Annotated in this window: 11 protein-coding genes; 8 read left to right on the top strand and 3 right to left on the bottom strand. The window is 69.1% G+C overall.

The window, feature by feature from the left end; translation table 11 throughout:
• Positions 1 to 17 precede the first annotated feature (17 nt).
• From FHU28_RS24050 to FHU28_RS24030, 5 genes are all read left to right on the top strand, one after another.
• A complete protein-coding gene (locus FHU28_RS24050; protein WP_184686699.1) occupies positions 18 to 803 on the top strand; it encodes a DUF4184 family protein in 786 nt (261 codons plus the stop codon).
• Positions 804 to 1,314: 511 nt separating this feature from the next.
• Positions 1,315 to 10,440, top strand: a complete 9,126-nt coding sequence (locus tag FHU28_RS24045; RefSeq protein WP_184686698.1) for a golvesin C-terminal-like domain-containing protein — start codon at positions 1,315 to 1,317, stop codon at positions 10,438 to 10,440.
• A 356-nt stretch (positions 10,441 to 10,796) separates the two neighbouring features.
• Positions 10,797 to 11,258: a hypothetical protein gene (locus FHU28_RS24040; RefSeq protein ID WP_184686697.1), complete on the top strand. Its 462-nt coding sequence runs from the start codon at positions 10,797 to 10,799 to the stop codon at positions 11,256 to 11,258.
• 997 nt (positions 11,259 to 12,255) lie between these two features.
• On the top strand, positions 12,256 to 14,097 hold the full coding sequence (locus tag FHU28_RS24035; RefSeq protein ID WP_184686696.1) for an AfsR/SARP family transcriptional regulator: 1,842 nt from the start codon (positions 12,256 to 12,258) through the stop codon (positions 14,095 to 14,097).
• A gap of 72 nt (positions 14,098 to 14,169) precedes the next feature.
• Entirely contained in the window at positions 14,170 to 14,862 is a 693-nt protein-coding gene (locus tag FHU28_RS24030) for an AMIN-like domain-containing (lipo)protein (RefSeq protein WP_184686695.1), read from the top strand.
• A gap of 40 nt (positions 14,863 to 14,902) precedes the next feature.
• Here FHU28_RS24030 and FHU28_RS24025 read toward each other — a convergent pair whose 3' ends face one another.
• The 3 genes from FHU28_RS24025 to FHU28_RS24015 all read right to left on the bottom strand — a co-directional run bounded on the left by FHU28_RS24025 (position 14,903) and on the right by FHU28_RS24015 (position 16,010).
• Entirely contained in the window at positions 14,903 to 15,169 is a 267-nt protein-coding gene (locus tag FHU28_RS24025) for an SCO0607 family lipoprotein (RefSeq protein WP_260413088.1), read from the bottom strand.
• An 86-nt stretch (positions 15,170 to 15,255) separates the two neighbouring features.
• Positions 15,256 to 15,531 (bottom strand): hypothetical protein, encoded by a 276-nt coding sequence (locus tag FHU28_RS24020; RefSeq protein WP_030500352.1) that lies wholly within the window; start codon positions 15,529 to 15,531, stop codon positions 15,256 to 15,258.
• 47 nt (positions 15,532 to 15,578) lie between these two features.
• Positions 15,579 to 16,010, bottom strand: coding sequence for a RusA family crossover junction endodeoxyribonuclease (locus FHU28_RS24015; protein ID WP_174535970.1), 432 nt, complete (start codon positions 16,008 to 16,010; stop codon positions 15,579 to 15,581).
• Positions 16,011 to 16,426: 416 nt separating this feature from the next.
• Here FHU28_RS24015 and FHU28_RS24010 point away from each other — a divergent pair, with 416 nt between their 5' ends.
• From FHU28_RS24010 to FHU28_RS24000, 3 genes are read left to right on the top strand one after another with little or no spacing between them, the layout of a single operon-like run.
• On the top strand, positions 16,427 to 17,710 hold the full coding sequence (locus FHU28_RS24010; RefSeq protein WP_184686693.1) for an ABC transporter substrate-binding protein: 1,284 nt from the start codon (positions 16,427 to 16,429) through the stop codon (positions 17,708 to 17,710).
• The gene (locus FHU28_RS24005) at positions 17,707 to 18,708 is read left to right on the top strand and encodes a carbohydrate ABC transporter permease (RefSeq protein ID WP_116507086.1); all 1,002 of its coding nucleotides are present in this window, start codon (positions 17,707 to 17,709) and stop codon (positions 18,706 to 18,708) included. The genes FHU28_RS24010 and FHU28_RS24005 overlap by 4 nt, the downstream gene beginning before the upstream one ends.
• A 1-nt stretch (position 18,709) precedes the next feature.
• Complete coding sequence (locus tag FHU28_RS24000) at positions 18,710 to 19,546, top strand: carbohydrate ABC transporter permease (RefSeq protein ID WP_073831801.1); 837 nt, start codon at positions 18,710 to 18,712, stop codon at positions 19,544 to 19,546.
• Positions 19,547 to 19,552 lie beyond the last annotated feature (6 nt).

Raw genomic sequence — 19,552 nt, 5'->3', positions numbered from 1 at the left:
CAGGTAACGTCCGGTGGGTGCCACTCACCTTCCCGTCGCACCTGGCGCCGGTGCTGCCGCTGAAGCTGTGGCGGCCCCGCTGGTTCGACGGGGTGGCGCTGTGCGCCGGTGCGGTGGCGCCGGATGCGGCGTACCTGCTCACCGGCACGCCGCTGGCGCTGGGCATGCGCACGCACACGCTCGGCGGGCTGCTCTGGTGGGGGCTGCCGGTCGCGCTCGCGTACGCCTGGGTGGCGCGCCGCGTGGTCGCCGGCGTCGCCGCGCACCTGCCGGGGCGGCGGTTGTTCGGCTGGCCCTGGTACGCGACGCTGGCCGGGGTGCGGCACCCCTGGCAGGTGTCGGTCTGCTCGGCGCTCATCGGGGCGTTCAGTCACATCGCGTGGGACCGGGTCAGCCACAGCGAACGCCTGCCCCGGCTGCTCGGCATCGCCGACTTCCACGCCCTGACCGGCGTGTACTGGTACCAGTTCGTGGACGTGACGGCCGGGCTCGGCGGCGGTCTGCTGGTGGTCGTCCTGGCCGTGGGGGAGGCCCGCCGGGGACAGCCGGCCGAGGGCGCGGCGCCACCGCTGCCGGAGGCGAACCCGTCCGTGTTCTGGCGGGTCGCGCTGGCGGTCACCGGGCTCGGCGCGCTGCTGCTGCCCGCGCTGCCCGCGGCGGACGTGCCCGGCCCGGCCGGCGTACGGGCGCTGCACGTGGTCGCGCTGGCGCTCGTCGCCGGCGCTCTCGCCGCCCGGTCCGCCGCGCCGCGACCGGCCGGGCGCAGTACGCACCTCGAAGCCGAACAGCGCGGAACCGGCTGACCCCGTTACGCCGACATGCCGAAATTCCGCATAGACATCAATCACAAGCGCAGCCGCCGGTCATCGCTTGTCCGGCCTGCGCGTACGCGCCTAACCTGAGCCGGCGTCCGCGCCTCGTCGGGGTGAGACGGGGGCGCACCGGAGTCCGGTGGTAAGAGCACCGTGGAGCTGAGTGCGGGCATACCGGCTCGCCGCGCGGAGCCCGGCGAACGGCGTCGTGCCACGCCTGCCGTGTTCCCACGGCGCAGACCGCTACCCAACCGGACGGCCGGGGTCAGGGCCGGGGAGTTGCGGACCCGGTCCTGACCCGTCCGGCCCTGCCGCCCCGCTTCGCCACCGGCACCTCTCCCGATCGATGCGCCCGCCGTCAGCGGGACAGTTCTGCCTGCTCGCGGCGCGGCTGCCCGCACTCCCGCCGCCGACCGGGAAGTAGCTGACGGATAGCCCAGCGTGTATGTGCGGTTCCTAGCCTTCACCCGTCCTGTCACCGGAGTTGACCGGAGGGTAACGGGTGAGGAGACCATCACGAGGCGCCCTGATCGGGGGCCTGGCGTTGGCCATGGTGGCCACGCTGGGCGGGGCAGCGGTCCTACCGGACCGCGACCCAGCCGCAACAAAACAGGCCGCCGCGCCGAGCGGGAAGAACGACGACAGCGGACTGCTGGACCGGCTCGGCGACGCCGCGCGCGGCCTGGTCGCCGGTGGCGGCAACCGGGCCCGGCCCGAGGTGGTCAGCGCCGGTCTCCACCGCGACGAGAAGCCCGTCGCCGGCCGGAAGTGGCCGGCGCAGAAGCGGGTCAAGGAGCTGCCCGGCCGACGGACCGAGAAGGCCAAGGTCTATCAGCTGGCCGACGGCCGGCTGCAGGCGGAGATCTCCGCCACGCCGTTGCACTACCGGGACGGCAAGGGCAGGTGGCAGCCCATCGACACCACGGTCCGTCCGGTGGACGAGCCCGGCTACGCGCAGGGCAACCTGACCAACGCCTACACCAGTCTCTTCGGCGACAGCTCGGACGAGCTGGTCCGCTTCGAGCGCGACGGCCGCGCGATCGAGCTGGGCCTGGCCGGCGCCGCCAAGGACGTCAGCCCGAAGGTTTCGGGCTCCACTGTGACGTACCCGGGGCTGGCCGGCGGCGCGGACGTGGTCTACGACGTCACAAGCACCGCGCTGAAGGAGAAGATCGTCCTGCGGCAGGCGCCGGCCGGTCCGGCGTCCTACACGTTCACCCTGAAGACGGCGGGCCTCACCGCGCAGCAGCGCGCGGACGGCTCGATCGCGTTCCTCGGCCGCGACGGCGGCGCTCCGGTGTTCGTCATGCCGCCGCCGTTCATGTACGACAGCAAGGACGACAAGTCCTCCCCGCACGGCAAGGTGTGGTCGGACAAGGTCACCCAGAAGGTGACCAGCTCGGGTGGCACGTCGACGGTCACCGTCACCGCGGACACCGCCTGGCTGACCGACCGGTCCCGGGTCTACCCGGTGGTGATCGACCCGACGATCAAGCTGCAGCCGGTGCCCACCGACGCGCAGGACGTGCAGATCTACTCCGGCGCCACGACCACCAACTACAACGACACCTACCAGCTGAAGGTCGGCACGGACGCGTCGAACGCGTACCGCACGCTGGTCAAGTTCGACGTCGGCTCGATCCCGCGGAACACGCCGATCGACGACGCGCAGCTGCAGATGTACTACTCGCAGACCCACCACGCGTGGGGCTTCGACGTGGCGATGGAGGCCCGCCGGGTCACCCAGCCCTGGAGCGAGAGTACCGCGACCTGGGCGAACATGAACGCCAACATGGCCGCCCAGCCGGCCGGCAACATGGTCACGCAGGACGACGGCGACGCCGGCACCTCGGTGTCCGGCACCTGGTCGTACTCGGGCAACACGGCGCTGACCGGGCTCGCAGTCAACGGCGACTACCGCTACAACAACGACACCACCACCGGCCACACCCACACCTGGGTGCCGACCATCACCGAGGCCGGCAACTACCAGGTCGAGGTCCACTACGTGTCGGAGTCGGACCGGCCGACGAACGCGCCGTACACCGTGCACTACAACGGCGGCTCGAAGACGTACACGGTCGACCAGACCGGCAGCGCCCGCGGCGAGTGGAAGACCCTCGGCGTGCACCCGTTCGCGGCCGGCACCACCGGCAAGGTCGTCCTCGGGGACGTGTCCGGCAAGTCGGTGATCGCCGACGCGGTGCGGTTCACCAAGTGGGGTGCGGCCACCAAGAAGGCCTCGGTCTCCAACGTGTGGAGCTCCTTCCCGGTCCGCAACGTGGTGCAGGACTGGGTGAACGGCGCGTACGCCAACAACGGCTTCATGGTGAAGGCGGTCGACGAGGCGGACAAGGGGCGCGGCGGCCCGATCTACGAGGCCTCCGAGTACGCGTACAACAACGCCCGCCGGGACTACAACCTGCCGAAGCTGGTCATCACGTACGGCCGGCCGGGCGTGGCGGTCAGCCCGCCGACGACGCTCACCGCCACCGGCGCGGTGCTGGACTGGCCGGCGTACGCCGACCCGTCGTCGTCCACCGCCGACGACGCGGTGGAGTACCAGGTGCACCGCAGCATCTACCAGAACTTCACCCCGTCGGCGGCGACCCTGATCGCCCCGGTGTCCACGAGCACCCGCACCTACCAGGACACCACGGCGATCCCGACGGCGGCGGACAACACCGACCCGCTGGCGCGGAAGTTCTACTACTACATGGTCGCGGTGAAGACCCGCGACGGGCAGGTCCTCGCCGGGCCCACCCAGTCGGCGATCCTGCCGAAGGCGGGCCAGATCACCCGGATCTACCGCACCGGCACCACCGACACCACGCTGTCCCAGGCCCGCCCGACGGAGAACGTGGACGTCTACGACGGTGACCCGTACGTCAGCCCGGGCAACAACTCGCCCTACTACGGGGACACCCGCGGCCTGGTGAAGTTCCCGACGCTGACCGGCATCCCGGCCAACGCCAAGGTCGTCGACGCCGACCTGCGGCTGTACAGCAGCGGGCTCTACCCGGGCACCGACACCGACGAGCACGTCGACGTCCACAAGCTGACCAGGAACTTCACCGAGACCAGCGCGACGTGGAACACCTACGACGGCACCAACGCGTGGACCACCGCCGGCGGTGACTACGACACGACCTGGAAGGCGAGCTACAACCAGTTCACGAACGACCCCAAGTGGGCCTCCTGGGACGTGACCCCGGCGGCCGACGGCTGGGTCAAGGACCCGACGAAGAACTTCGGCCTGCTGCTGCGCCAGCGCGACGAGGCGAACCAGACCGCACGGGCGGTGCTGCTGTCGTCCGAGGCGCAGGAACCGCTGCTGCGGCCCACGCTGGAGGTCACCTACCTTGAGCAGACCGCGGAGTCGACGTACTACGCGGCCTCGACGCCGGCGCTGGCCACCGCCAACTCCACGTACACGGTGCCGGTGACCCTGTCGAACCCGACGCTCACGGCCTGGAACCCGACCGACTGGGAACTGGCCTACGACTGGAAGCGGGCCGACGGGGTCACCGACGGCGCGGACGCCAGTTACGAGCTGCGGACCGCACTGCCGAAGAGCGTCCCGGCCGGCGGCACCGTCGACGTGGCCGCACAGGTGAAGACGCCGCCGTCGTCCACCGAGGGCAACGAGCGCACCGACTACGTCCTGCAGTGGGACCTGCGCAACAAGCTCACCGGCAAGAAGCTGTCGGAGACCGCGTCGATCCCGGCGCTGCCGCAGAACATCTCGGTGGAGGAGCCGACCTCCGACCAGCTCGGCCTGGAGAAGTTCTACTCGTACGCGGGGAAGAACACCGGCGCCGGCGGCAGCCTGATGAACAACCTGTACTCCGGCAACACGGTCTGGTCGTACAACGCGTTCAACAACCCGTCCCGGGGCCTGTCGACGTTCGTCCGGATGTCCTACAACTCGCTGGACACCACCGACACGGTGGCCGGGTACGGCTGGTCGCTGCAGGCGTCGTCGATGATGCGCCTCGGCGCCCCGCTGGACTTCCACCCCAACCCGAACCCCACCAAGGTCACCCTGACCGACGGTGACGGCACCAGCCACCGGTTCACCTGGGACGCGACCGCGAACGAGTGGAAGAGCCCGAAGGGTGTGCACCTCTACCTGCAGAAGTACGGCAGCGTGGACTGCAAGCCCAACACCGACGAGCCGAAGGCGTGGGTGCTCACCCGGCCGGACCGGACGCAGTTCTTCTACGACTGCGAGGGCTTCCTGTCGAGCGTCGTCGACAACAACGGCAACGAGATGCTCTTCACCTACGAGGAGCGCAAGTCCAACAACAAGCCGACGAAGTTCCTGCGGTACATCACCGACCCGATCGGCCGGATCACGCTGACCATCGACTACTACGCCAAGGGTCAGACGTACGACTACATCAACGACACCACCTGGACGCGGGTCTCCGGCGCGACGAACCTGACCAACCCGAAGATCATCGACCACATCTCGCAGATCACCGACGTCTCGGGACGCAAGCTCACGTTCACCTACACGGACAAGGGCCTGCTCGGTGAGCTGATCGACGGCGCCGGCTCGACGAACGGCACGCCGAAGACGTTCAAGTTCGCCTACGACATGACCCAGGGCAACAAGAACGTCAAGCTGGTCAAGGTCACCGACCCGCGGGGCAACGCGACAGGCCTGGTCTACAACTACCCGCAGAACGGGGACGACCCGAAGTTCCACTGGACCACGAAGTCCTACACCGACCGGCTCGGCCACCTGACCCAGTTCGCCTACGTCGACCCGGACGGCCCGCAGGGCAACAACATCAACACCACTGTCACCGACGCGGAGAACCACGCCTCCCAGTACCTGCTGGACGGCTACGGCCGGGCGTACCAGGTCACCAACGCCAAGAACGAGGTCACCAGGACCGGCTGGGACGACGACCACAACGTCATCCGGCTGGAGGAGGCCAACACCGCCGTCTCCACCTGGTCGTTCGACCCGAAGACCGGCTACCCGACCCAGATCCGGGACGCCGAGGCGGTCAAGAACGGCTGGCCGGGCACGGTGCTGACCTACCAGCGCCAGCTCAACGGTTACGTGGCCGAGGTGGCCAGCAAGACCAGCTCCGAGGGCCGCAAGTGGACCTTCACGTACACCGGTGAGGGCGACGTCGCGACGGTCACCGACCCGGTCGGCAACACCACGCCGGCCGACGGCGACTACACGAGCGTCAACACCTACGACGAGTGGGGCCAGCTGCTCAGCGCCCGGGACGCCAACGGCAACACCACGGCGTACGGCCCGTTTCACCCGAGCGGCTACCCGACGACCATCACCGACGCGGGCACCGGCAAGTCGTACTTCACCTACGACGACCGGGGCAACGTCACCGAGGTCAAGAACGGCAAGAACGCCAAGGTCACCCAGGCGTACGACACGTTCGGCCGGCCCACCACCAAGGTGGAGCCGATGGACGCGGCGAACAACCGCTTCATCACCACCAAGGCCCCGGTGTACGACCCGAACGACAACATCACCACCGCGTACGCCGCGAACGGCGCCGTGTCGACCTCCGTCTACGACAAGGCGGACCAGGTCGTCGAGACCCTCGTCCCGAAGGACGAGTCGGGCGACCCGGAGCGGAAGACCACCACGACGTACGACAAGGTCGGCAACGTCCTCACCGTCACCGAGCCGCAGGGCAACCTGACCTCGACGGCCGGCGACTACACCACGACCACGAAGTACGACGCGATCTACCAGCCGACCGAGGTCACCAACGGCCTCGGCCAGAAGGTGAAGTCGGAGTACGACAACGTCGGCAACGTCACGGTCCTGTACGACGCGAAGAAGACCGCCAGTGCGGCGGACGACTTCACCACGAAGTACGAGTACGACCTGAACCGCCGGGTCGTGAAGACCACCGACGCGGCGGGCAAGTTCACCACCGCCCGCTACGACAAGGACGGCCTGACGCTCGGCACCACCGACGCCGACGGCAACGAGTCGCTGGCGACGTACGACGCCCGCGGCGCGCTCGTCGAGTCGAAGGTGCCGCACAGCAAGGACGGCTCCGGCACCGTCACCTACCGCACCACCAAGTACGAGTACGACCAGGTCGGCAACCAGACGAAGCTGATCACCCCGCGCGGGGTGGACACCACCGACGACGCCGACGACTTCTCCGTGGTGACCGTCTACGACGCGCTCAACCGAAAGAAGGAGGAGTGGTCGTCCTACGACAAGGACGACAGCCGCTACAACAAGCCCGACAAGACCTTCTACAGCTACGACGAGATCGGCAACCTGACGAAGGTCAGCGCGCCGCCGTCGGACGGGCAGACGGTCCGCAACGACACCGAGTACACCTACTACGACAACGGGTGGACCCGGACGTCCAAGGACCCGTGGGACATCGTCAACTCCTACGACTACAACGACCTGGGCCAGCAGACCAAGAACACGCTGAGCTCCGCCGGCGGGTCGACCACGCGGACGATGACCTGGCAGTACTACCAGTCCGGCAACGAGAAGGGACGGTCGGAGGACGGCCTGCCGGTCGGCAAGGACGTGGTCCTGGTCGACAACACCGACACCAACAACACCGCCTCGCAGGGCACCTGGACCAACGGGGCCGCCACCGGGCAGTGGGGCTACGACGTCGCCACCGCCCCGGCCGGCAGCGGGTCGGCGCAGTTCAACTGGCAGCTGACCATCCCGCGCGACGGCACGTACGAGGTGTTCGTCAGGCACCCGCAGGTCACCGGTGCCGCGACGGACGCGAAGTTCACCATCACCCACGACGGCGGCAGTGTCACCAAGACGGTGAACCAGACGCAGAACACCGGCGCCTGGATCAGCCTGGGCAGCTACTCCTTCAAGGAGGAGGGCGCCCAGAAGATCACCGTCACCGACCAGGCGACCGGCAAGGTGCTGGCCGACGCGGTCAAGCTGGTGCGGGACAACGCCGCGGACGTCGACAACGAGCGCAAGGAGTTCACCTACCGGTACAACCCGAACGGGATGATGGTCGAGGTCAAGGACCTCAGCCCGGGCGCGAAGATCGGCCGGTACGACATCGCGTACGACCAGCTCAACCAGATCTCCACGGTGAAGGAGTTCGCCGGGCTCAGCGACACGAGCGCGAAGAACACCACGGCGCTGACCTACGACGACAACGGCAACCCGCTCACCTCGACCCACGACCTCACCTGGTCGAAGATCGAGTACGACCCGCGGGACATGGTCGCCAAGGTCACCAACGCCGACTCGCCGACGGCCGGCAACCAGCAGATCTCGTCGTTCACCTACACCAACCGCGGGCAGGTGCTCAAGCAGACCAAGCCCAACGGCAACACGGTGGACTTCGAGTACTACCTCGACGGCGCCACCAAGCGTCAGCTGGAGAAGACGTCCGGCGGCGCCACGGTCGCCGAGCACAACCTCCAGTACCAGGCCAACGGGCACCCGTCGCGGGACGTGCTGAAGCTGATGAACGCCGACAACTCGTCGGACTACATCGACAACACGTACGTCTTCAGCTACGACCCGCAGGACCGGATCGCCAAGCTGGACAAGACCGGTGACAGCACCTCCACGGAGACCTACACCTACGACGCCAACGGCAACACGGTGTCGCAGACCGTCGGGGGGACGACAAGTACCAGCAAGTACGACCGGAACCGGCTGCACTCGACCACCACGGCGGGTGTGACCTCGACGTACAACTACGACCCGCTGGGGCGCCTCGACACGGTGTCGGTCGGTGGCCAGCGGGCGCAGAAGTACTACTACGACGGCTTCGACCGGACCGCGAAGACCACAGCGGGCATCGGCGCCAACGCCAAGTCGACCACCTACGTGTACGACCCGTTCGACCGGACGGTGTCGCAGACGACGGCCGGCAAGACCACCCTGTTCACGTACCTGGGGATGGACAACCAGGTGCTGCGCGAGGAGGTCGCGGGCAAGGCGACGAAGTCGTACCAGTACGCGCCGTGGGGTCAGCAGCTGACCCAGATCAAGCACAAGGACGACGGGGCGCGGGAGTACTCGCAGTTCATCTACCGGCCGCGCGGCGACGTCATCGGCATCACGAAGGAGGACGGCAAGACCCGGGCGACGTACGGGTACACCGCGTACGGCAAGGACGACTCGTCGCAGTTCACCGGCGTGGACAAGCCGGGCGCGCAGCCGGAGGGCGAGGAGCCGTACAACGCGTTCCGGTTCAACGCCTCCCGGTGGGACGCGGGTTCGGGCACGTACGACATGGGGTTCCGCAACTACGACCCGGGCCTGAACCGGTTCCTGACGCGGGACACCTACGGCGGCGCGATGGCGGACATGGCGCTGGGGATGGATCCGTTCACCGGTAACCGGTACGCGTTCGCCGGCGGGAACCCGATCAGCTTCATCGAGCTGGACGGGCACCTGTTCGGGATGTCGTGGTCGGACATCGGCCACGCCACCCTGGACGTGGTCGGCATGGTGCCGGTGGTCGGTGAGGTAGCCGACGTCGCCAACGGCATCTGGTACGCGGCCGAGGGCAACTACGTCGACGCGGCGTTGTCGATGGCCTCGGCGATCCCGCTGGCGGGCAACGCGGTGACGGCGGCAAAGCTGGCCAAGACCGGCAAGAAGATCGCCGACGGTATCGACACCGCCAACGACGTCAAGAAGGGCGTCGAGGCGACCACCGACGCCTCCAAGGCGTTGCCCACCAACACCCCGAAGCCGAAGACCGAGACCCCGGCGAAGCCGACCAAGTGCAACAGCTTCGTCCCGGGCACCAGGGTGCTGCTGGCCGACGGCTCGACCAAGGCGATCGAGGACGTGAAGGTCGGGGACCGGGTCCTCGCCTCCGACGTCGAGTCGGGCGACCGGCAGAGCCGTCCGGTCACCCATTTGATCCCGGGTGCCGGGGTCAAGAAGCTCGTGACCATCGTCGTGGACACCGACGGCAAGTCCGGCGACAAGACCGGCACCATCGTGGCCACTGACGGTCACCGGTTCTACCTGCCGGACTCCGGGGTCTGGGTCACCGCAGGCCAGCTCAAGGCCGGCGCCTGGCTCCAGACGTCGTCGGGCACCTGGGTCCAGATCTCTGCCATCCGGCACAAGACCCAGGTCCAGCGAGTACACAACTTCACCGTTGACGGACAGCACACCTACTACGTCCTGGTCGGCGAAACCCCCGTACTCGCCCACAACGATGCCTGTCCGACCAAGTCGGATGCACAGCTCCAGGAGGACGCCGACGCGATTGCCGAGACCTGGCGTACCAGGTACGGGGACCGTGCGTACAACGGGACGACGGTGAGTACGGGCCACCTGAATGGAGAACTTGTCTACACCGTCAATCGAAACAACACCAATCCGGACGCCCGGGCTCTGGCCGAGCAGCTCGGATATCGGCGAGTGGCCGGATCGGATCTGCGGGGCCCTAACCAGACGGATGCTGAGCAGATTCTGCTGAATGCCGTCGACAAGGGTCGGGTTGGGTCCAACGGTCGTATTGCAACCTCAAGAATTCCCTGTGGCGCGGTGCGGCCAACCGGCAAGCCGGGCCAGGATTGTGGCGGCAGAATCGGGAGTGGTAAGTATCCGAATATCCGGGTAGTTGGTAGATGGGGGGCCGGCGTAGGTTAGCTCCGCATTGCTGGTTGACAACTCTGGCTAGACCCGTCCCAGCCGTCGCCTCCCACATTCAGGGAGGCGACGGCTGGCGCGCGGGTCTCACGCCTTTCGCCGGCGGGCGCCGACGCCCAGTCGTGTGCTGCGCAAAGAAGGTCCGCGGGGTGTCGGTGTGCAGGTGAGCAGCTCGTTGTCGGGTTCGGTATGATTGGTGCTATGCCCGCAGTGGCCGTGCAGCCTGGTAAATGAAGCGTGTCATGTCATCAACCGGCGCCGTCTCCAGTCGGGTCGAAATTGCCCGCCGTGTGGTTCGGATTTGCGTAACTTGGCTATAGAAACTGGAGGACCAGGTGCTACTCTGGGATCGTGAGATGCAGCCGCTGCGGGGTGAACTGCAGAATATTCAGCCTTCGCAAAGGCTCGCTCTTGCAATGACGGCGATGGAGTGGACCCGTAATGCAATGGGTCAGATCGAGGTAGAAGAAGTTCGCGGCTACCTGGATCGAGGTATGGCGGCCGGGCGCGAAGCAGTGGCCGCCGGTCGAGACAAGATCGAGCTCTCCGACGAGGTGCTCGACGAGTACGAGGATGTGCTGGATCTGGCGGAGGAGCCCGGCACCTCGCACATGATGTCGGCTTTGCTGGCCTGTGCCGACGCACCCGACGGCCTCACCGGCGAAGTCCTGTACGGCGTTCTTTCCTTTTGTTACGAAGGTCTTCTCGATCGAGAGGAAGTCCCGGAGTGGACTGAGGAGGCTGAGCGGGCGAATGCCAGGTGCGTGGAGACGATTGCTTTTCAGAAGAGGCTCGTTCGTGAGGCGATGCCGCACTGAGAGGATCACGGCACCCGAATCGCGGCTCTGCGGTCGCTTCGCTCCTCAGGTCCGGGGTGCCCAAAGTCCGTGACATGGGGATCCAACCCGAACCCTCGAAAGCCGAGTTGACGCAAGGGTGAGCTTCATGAAGGCCGTCACCACCGGTTCATGGGATCCCCAGCAGGCGCTGGGGTTGTGCCGCGCCTTCATGGCTGAGTGGATGGGTGGGGTCGAGGCCGGCGATGGCGTCTCGGCTGCTGAGCTGGAGGCTACCGAGCGCGCTCTCGGATTCTCGATCCCACCCCTCCTCCGGGATTTCCACGGTTTGTTGGGAAAAAGACAGGACGCCTTGCGGCTGCAGGACCCGATGTTGAGACCTGACGAGTTCTACCTGGACGGTCCCGACATCCCGGTAATTCGCGAAGAGAATCAGGGAAGTGTGCTATGGGGTTTTCCCTGTGACGGCGGCCTGGATTCCGAGATGAAGTGGAAGGACGCCCATAGCGGTTCTGCGGCTCGCTGGCGTGACTACGGTCAACCACTCTCCGCGTTTTTGCTCGAAGCCGTCATCGGTGAAGCATGTTCAGCGAGTCGGTGCACACCGTCTACGGCTACCTGGATGAGGCGCGCTACCGCCGCTCCCTGTCCGACTCGTTCAAACCCCTTGTCATTCCACCGCGCGGGAGCTGCTGTACCCACACTTGTGCCGGTGACCCGATCTGCGTCGGCGCGACCTGTGCGCGGTGCTGAGGCGCGCCAGGCGGGCGGTATGTACGCTGCGGGGATGCCGGTACCGCGACGGCACCGAGACCTCCGTGGACCGGAGCGACCGGCCTCTGCCTCCCGTCACGCGGCGTGGCCAACCCGAAGCGTCCCCAGTGGTGTTTTTGTTACCTCGACACACCGCCAACAACATTGACATTCATCACGCTTAATTGTCCGGTTCCACCCTTGTTGGCCGCGAACCAGGCGCTTAGCGTGGGCGGCGCGTCTAGGGTTTACGGGGAGCGGCGCGATGGAACTTCAGATTCGGCTTCTGGGCACAGTGGAGCTGTGCGTCGACGGCGAGACCGTCACGCCCGGCGCGGCGAAGAGACGGGCCGTCCTGGCCGGGCTGGCGATCGAGGCGAACCACTCGGTCTCCCTGCCCCGGCTGGCCCGGATGGTCTGGTCCGACCACCCGCCGACGTCCGCCACTGCCAACCTCCGTACTCACGCGGCGGGCCTGCGGCGCACGATGGGCGACCGGCTGGTCGCCCGTCCGCAGGCGTACGAGCTGAGGCTGGCGCCGCACGAGCTGGACGTGACCGAGTTCCAGCGACTGGCGGGGCAGGGGCGGTCACTGCTCGCGTCGGCCGATCCGGCCGGCGCGATCGACACGCTCACTTCGGCCCTGGCCTGGTGGCGGGGCCCGTCCGGTGACGGCCTGCCCCGGAGCACCGCGCTGGACAACCGGTGGGCCGCCCTCGACGAGCAGCGGCTACAGGTCTTCGAGGAACTGACCGAGGCGCGGCTGGCCGCCGGTGAGCACGCCCACCTCCTGTCCGAGCTGCGCGCGCACCTGGCCGCGCACCCGTTGCGGGAGCGGGCCTGGGGGCACCTGATGCTCGCCCTCTACCGGTGCGGGGACGTGCCGGCCGCGCTCACCGTCTACCGGGACGCCCGGGCCGTCCTCGACGAGCAGCTCGGCCTCGAACCCGGCGCGGAACTGGCCCGGCTGCACCGGGCGATGCTGGACCGCGCGCCGGAGCTGTCGTACGTCGAGCCGGGAGGCGCTGCCGTGACCGCCTCGGCGCCGGTCGCGGACCTTCGCCCCGCCGTCGGCTGGGCGGTGCCGCGGGAGTTGCCGGCGGACCCGCTCACCTACGTCGCGCGTACCGGGGAAACCGCCGACGTGGTGGCGGCGCTGACAGCGGAGGCCCCGGCCGCCGTGGTCGTCACCGGCGCCCCGGGCAGCGGCAAGACCACCCTCGCGGTACGCGCCGGGCACGCCGTGTCCGACCTGTTCCCCGACGGGCAGGTCTTCGTGGACCTCGGGTACCGGACCTCGGTGACGGCGGGGGAGGTGCTGGCCCGGGTGCTGCGCGCGCTCGGCGTGCCGGCCGCCGACGTCCCCGAGAAGACCGACGAGCGGGCCGGCTGGTTCCGCTCGCTGGTGGCCGGCCGCCGGCTGCTGCTCGTCGTAGACGGGGTCACCCGGGCGGCGCAGGTGCGCCCGCTGCTGCCCGCCGGCCCCGGCCCGGCGCTGATCACCGTCGCTCAGCGGCACCTGGGCAGCCTGGACGGCGTACGCCGGGTGGCGCTGCGCCCGGTCGGGAGCGCGCAGGCCCGCGACCTGCTGGCGACCCTCGCCGGGCCGGAGCAGCTGGCCGCCGAGCCGGCGGCCACCGCCGACCTGGTACGGATCTGCGGTGGCTCGCTGCTCGCCCTGCGCATCGCCGGCGCCCGGCTGGGGCGGCGGTCCGGTGCGTCGGTGTCCACCCTCGTCGCCGAGCTGGGGGACGGGCGGGCCCGGCTGGACCTGCTGGCCTACGAGGACCTGTCGGTACGGGCGAGCCTGGCCACCGGCGTGGCGGTGGTCCGCTCCGACGACGAGCTGGCCGGCCGGATGCTCGAACTGCTCGGCGCGCGGCCGGGCACGCCGGTGCACACGGCCGCGGACCAGCTCGGCGTCTCCCCCCAGCGGGCGCACCGCGCCTTGGACGACCTGGTCGACGCGCACCTGGCGCAGCGGGACCGGCACGGCGGCTACCGGCTGCCGACGCTGGTGAGCGACTACGCCGCCGAACTGGCAGCGGTGGGCCACGTGTCCGTTCGCGAGGCGGCCGAGCATCTGTTCGACCCGTGGGCCGCCTGACGGCCGGATCGGCACCGGAATCGGGGTGGGACGCCTCTGGTGCGCGGGCCGGTCACGGAGCGACACTGAGTCATGACTCCTCAGCGCGTACCGCTGCTCGCCGGCCTGGTCGTGCTGTTCGCGGCGGCCTGCACGGCGACCGGCCACGACGGCGCGTCCACGGCGCCCACCCCGACGGCCGCGGCGGTCCCCGCGGCGACCGCGACGCAGACCACGCCCACTCCGCCCGTGCCGACCGAAGCGGCCTCGACGGGCGGCTCGTGGCGTGTCACCTGGGACTGGGCCGTGCCCGGCCAGCCGGCCCGGGTGGCCCACCGGGTACGGGTGCCGGTCACGCCGCCGCCCGGGGAGCCGCTGCCTGTCCTGGTAGCGGTGGACGTCGGCGACCACCCGGCGGAGGGCTTCAGCCGGATCACCTTCGCGTTCCGCGGGCCCACCCCGTCCTACCAGGTCGCCTATGTGCCGCGGGTGGTGACCGAGGGCCGGGGCGCGCCGGTCGCGCTGCCCGGTACGGCGTACCTGTCGGTGCGGTTCGAGCCGGCCCAGGCACACGACGCACGCGGCGGCGGAACGGCGGACCTGCCGCCGGCGGCGATCCGCTTCCCGACGCTGCGCGGATGGGCGGTGGCCGGCGACTTCGAGGGGCACCTCAGTTTCGGGCTCGGCCTGCTGCCGCCGGACGGCGGCCGCCTGCCGGTGCGGCTGGGGGAGTCCACCCGCCCGGACGGTACGCACGTCGTGGTCGTCGACGTGCGGCGCAGCTGACGCCGGCCCGCGCCGGCGGGAGCGGCACGGGCCGACGGGGTCAGCGGTCGATGATGTTGTTGTTCTCGTCGATGCCGTGGGTGCGCCAGTAGACGTCCCACTCGTCGTCGACGTGCTGCGGCACCTTGCCCTCCGGGTAGCGCACGTACGGGGGGGACGGCTCCTGGCCGTCCGGCACGCAGGAACTGCCGCCCTGCGGGCCGACCGCGATCACCGGGTACTCGTCGCTGCCGCAGATGCTCTGCCGCAGCGAGCAGCCGGTGGTCGCCATCAGGCCGGCCAGTCCGAGCACGGCAAGAACGGTCATGATTCGAATTCGCACGGGGAGAATTCTCGCCGCCCCGGGCGGGCCCGTCATCGGTACGCGTACTCAATTCCGGGGGCGGCCCGGCCTCAGGTCAGCTCGCCCCGCACGATCGCCACCGCCACCCGGCAGAACTCGTCCATGTCGGGCTGGAAGCCGGCCGCGATGTCGGGGTGCAGGCCGGAGCGGGTCTCGTCGAGCAGGCGGCGGCACACGTCCTCCACCGGCTCGCCCGCGTAGCCGGAGCGGACCCGGTCCGCGGCGGCCTGCAGGGCCGAGGTGAGCTGATCCTCCAGCGGGCCACGCAGCTTCTGCTGCACAGGGTCAAGCCCGCTCGGATCGAGCGTGACATGTGGCTCCGACATCGGCGCTCCCTTCGTCGGCGTCCGCGGTACCCCACCGCGGACGTCGGTCAAACCATCGTCGGTACGGCCGACACCCGGACCAGGTACGAGAACTCCTCCGCCGGCTCCTCGACGTACGACAGCCGGCGGATCTGCCGGTCGTCGGACCAGAGCGCGACGTCGACGAGCACTCCGAGGTGGGCGAGGCCGATGGTGGCCACCCGCTTCTTGTCCTGGAGCACCGCGCACACGCCGCCCAGCAGGGTGCTCGCGTCGGAGGTGCGGTGCCCGGGCGGACAGCGCAGGGTCAGGTCCACCTCGACCGGGCCGGTGAGCGGGGTCCACCCGGTGCGCTGGGCCGCCGTGCAGGCGGCCTGGAGCAGGGTGCGGACCCTCGTCGCCTGCCGGTGCCCGGCGGCGAAGATCGACAGGGCCTCGGTCTTGACCGGGGGCAGGCCGCTCACCTCGAACGTCAGGGCGAGAGCGCGGGTGTCCTGCACGACGGCACCTCCTCGGGGCGAATCCTGCCCAACCGGGGAACGAGCGGGCGGCACTTTCCCGACAGAACCAACCGATCGGGCGGGCAGTGGGGGACGGCCGGAGGCGTATCGACGTCGACGGCGACGCGCCGGCTACGGAGCCAGCTCCACGCTAATGCACGACCGCTGACGCTCGGTAGCCTCGCCGTTTCACCACGTGGGACGGCGTGTCGGCCGTGCCCGTCGTCGCGCTGCCGACGGTGTGCGGGCCGTCACCGTCACATGTCCGTGATGTTTCGCTCCGTCGCAGGTCGGGCACGTTCAGCCGCACGACACGCCCGGGGGCGTTCGGCGATCGGGCCGATACTCCGGCCGGATCGCCGTGCGCCGGGGCACGGGTCACTCCCCGGTTCTTCGCCGAAGAGAGGGGGAGGGTGATGACGACAGTCCCCGACACGGCCGCACGACGGCCGGCCGGACGCGCGGCGGCGGCAGCCGCCGCGCTCGCGTTGGTGGCCCCGCTGGCCGCCTGCGGGTCCGGCGGCGACGGCGGCGTCCCCACGATCAACCTGTACTACCCGCCGGAGCAGAACCTGCAGAAGGTCGTCGACAACTGCAACACGGCGGCGCAGGGCCGGTACCGGATCGATTACCGGGTGCTGCCGCGCGAGGCCGACGAGCAGCGGGTGCAGATGGTCCGGCGGCTCGCCGCGCAGGACAGCGGGATGGACGTGCTCGGCCTGGACGTCACGTGGACCCAGGAGTTCGCCAGCGCGAAGTGGATCCGGGAGTGGACCGGCCAGGACAAGGCCGACGTGGAGCAGGGCACGCTGGCCGGCCCGCTGGACACCGCCCGGTACGAGGACAAGCTCTACGCCGCGCCCAAGAACACCAACGTGCAGCTGCTGTGGTACCGGACCGACCTGGTGTCGCAGCCGCCGAAGACCTGGGACGAGATGATCTCCGCCGCCCAGCAGCTCAAGGAGCAGGGCAAGCCGTACCAGGTGCTGACCATGGGCGCCCAGTACGAGGGCCTCGTGGTCCTCTACAACACGCTCGCCGAGAGCGCCGGCGGCAAGATCCTCAGTGACGACGGCAAGAAGGCGGAGATGGACGCCGGCGCGGTACGCGCGCTCGACCAGCTCAAGAAGTTCGCCACGTCCGGCGTGACCTCGCCGTCGTTCAGCAACGCGCTGGAGGACCCGGTGCGGCTGGAGTTCCAGTCCGGCAAGGGCGCGTTCCAGGTGAACTGGCCGTTCGTCTACCCGGCGCTCCAGGAGGCCAACCCCGAACTGGCGAAGAACGTGAAGTGGGCCCGGGTACCGGGCATCGACCCGGGCACCCCCAGCAAGGTCACCATCGGCGGGGTCAACCTGGCGGTCAGCAGCTACTCGAAGCACCCGGAGGAGGCGTTCGAGGTGGCCCGCTGCCTGCGCAACGCCGAGAACCAGAAGTTCTCCGCCGTCAACGACGGCGTGCCGCCCACCATCGAGGCCGTCTACGACGACCCGGAGATGACCGAGGCGTACCCGATGAAGGAGACCATCCTGGAGGAGCTGAAGGAGCCGGCGGTGCGGCCGCTGACCCCGGCCTACCAGAGCATCTCCACGGTGATGTCGGCGATCCTGTCGCCGCCGTCGGCGATCCGGCCCGAGCAGACCGCTGACGAGCTGCGCAAGGCGATCTCCGACGCGCTGGAGTCGAAGGGGGTTCTGCCATGAGCGTGAACGCCACCCCGGCCGGCGCACAGGCCGCTGCCGAGGCAGAGGCCGAGCAGCCCGGCGGCCGGCACGCCGCGGTGCCGGAGCAGCGGTCCCGGCGCGGCTCCCGCGCCCCGCTGAGCGAGAACAAGCGGGCCGAACGGCGGCTCGGCTGGCTGCTGTGCGCGCCGGCCGCGCTGGTCATGGTGCTGGTCACCGCGTACCCGATCCTGTACTCGGTCTGGCTGTCGCTGCAACGCTTCGACCTGCGCTTCCCCGACGAGCGGCAGTTCGTCGGGCTGGAGAACTACGTCACAGTCCTCACCAACGACTTCTGGTGGACCGCGTTCGGGGTGACCGCCCTGATCACCGTGGTCACCGTCGCGGTCGAGCTGGTGCTCGGCATGGGCCTGGCGCTGATCATGCACCGGACCCTCGTCGGCCGGGGCATCGTCCGCACCGCCGCGCTGATCCCGTACGGCATCGTCACCGTGGTCGCGGCGTTCTCCTGGCGGTACGCCTGGACGCCGGGCACCGGCTACCTGGCGAACCTGTTCGACGGCAGCGCCCCGCTGACCGAGCGGGCCAGCTCGCTGGCGATCATCATGCTCGCGGAGATCTGGAAGACCACGCCGTTCATGGCGCTGCTGCTGATGGCCGGGCTGGCGCTGGTGCCGGAGGACCTGCTCAAGGCGGCCTCCACCGACGGCGCGACGGCGTGGCAGCGGTTCACCAAGGTGATGCTGCCGGTGATGAAGCCGGCCATCCTGGTCGCGCTGCTGTTCCGCACGCTCGACGCGTTCCGGGTCTTCGACAACATCTTCGTGCTCACCAACGGCGGCAACGAGACGTCGTCGGTGTCGATGCTCGCCTACAACAACCTGATCCGGGGCCTGAACCTCGGCATCGGCTCCACGATGTCGGTGCTGATCTTCATCACCGTGGCGATCATCGCCTTCGTGTTCGTGAAGCTGTTCGGCACCGCTGCCCCGGGCAGCGACGATGGGGAGAGGCGCTGACATGGCAGTGGAAACCACCACGCGGGCGAAGCTGCGCTGGGGCCTGCTGGACGTCGTGGTCGTCGTCTTCGCGTTGGTCCCCGTGCTCTGGATCGCCTCGCTGTCGTTCAAGACCCCGGCCACGCTCACCGACGGCAAGTTCTGGCCGCGGGAGTGGACGCTCGACAACTACCGGACCATCTTCGACACCGACCAGTTCGTCCGGGCCCTGATCAACTCGATCGGCATCGCGCTGATCGCCACCACCATCGCCGTGGTGCTCGGGACGATGGCCGCGTACGCGATCTCCCGGCTGGACTTCCCCGGCAAGAAGCTGCTGGTCGGCGTCTCGCTGCTGATCGCGATGTTCCCCCAGGTGTCGCTGGTGTCGCCGCTGTTCGAGATCGAGCGGCAGCTCGGGCTGTTCGACACCTGGCCGGGGCTGATCCTGCCCTACATCACGTTCGCGCTGCCGCTGGCGATCTACACGCTGTCGGCGTTCTTCAAGCAGATCCCGTGGGACCTGGAGAAGGCGGCGAAGATGGACGGCGCCACCCAGGCCCAGGCGTTCCGGCGGGTGATCGCGCCGCTGGCCGCGCCGGGCGTGTTCACCACGGCCATCCTGGTCTTCATCTTCTGCTGGAACGACTTCCTGTTCGCGATCACGCTCACCTCGACCGAGCGGTCCCGCACGGTCCCGGTGGCCCTGCAGTTCTTCACCGGCGAGTCGCAGTTCGAGGACCCCACCGGGGCGATCTGCGCCGCCGCCGTGGTGATCACCGTGCCGATCATCCTGTTCGTGCTCTTCTTCCAGCGCCGCATCGTCTCCGGTCTGACCTCCGGCGCAGTCAAGGGATAGGTGATA

The sequence above is a fragment of the Micromonospora echinospora genome, from assembly GCF_014203425.1.
Lineage (GTDB): Bacteria > Actinomycetota > Actinomycetes > Mycobacteriales > Micromonosporaceae > Micromonospora > Micromonospora echinospora_A.
The sequence above is the reverse complement of the archived record's forward strand: the minus strand, read 5'-3'. Positions and strand labels throughout refer to the sequence as shown.

Excerpts from the sequence above, each read along its gene's own strand:
- FHU28_RS24020 (WP_030500352.1), bottom strand. The coding sequence starts at position 15,531 with ATGTCGGAGCCACATGTCACGCTCGATCCGAGCGGGCTTGACCCTGTG.
- FHU28_RS24025 (WP_260413088.1), bottom strand. The coding sequence starts at position 15,169 with ATGACCGTTCTTGCCGTGCTCGGACTGGCCGGCCTGATGGCGACCACC.
- FHU28_RS24035 (WP_184686696.1), top strand. The coding sequence starts at position 12,256 with ATGGAACTTCAGATTCGGCTTCTGGGCACAGTGGAGCTGTGCGTCGAC.
- FHU28_RS24010 (WP_184686693.1), top strand. The coding sequence starts at position 16,427 with ATGACGACAGTCCCCGACACGGCCGCACGACGGCCGGCCGGACGCGCG.
- FHU28_RS24000 (WP_073831801.1), top strand. The coding sequence starts at position 18,710 with ATGGCAGTGGAAACCACCACGCGGGCGAAGCTGCGCTGGGGCCTGCTG.
- FHU28_RS24005 (WP_116507086.1), top strand. The coding sequence starts at position 17,707 with ATGAGCGTGAACGCCACCCCGGCCGGCGCACAGGCCGCTGCCGAGGCA.
- FHU28_RS24030 (WP_184686695.1), top strand. The coding sequence starts at position 14,170 with ATGACTCCTCAGCGCGTACCGCTGCTCGCCGGCCTGGTCGTGCTGTTC.
- FHU28_RS24040 (WP_184686697.1), top strand. The coding sequence starts at position 10,797 with ATGCAGCCGCTGCGGGGTGAACTGCAGAATATTCAGCCTTCGCAAAGG.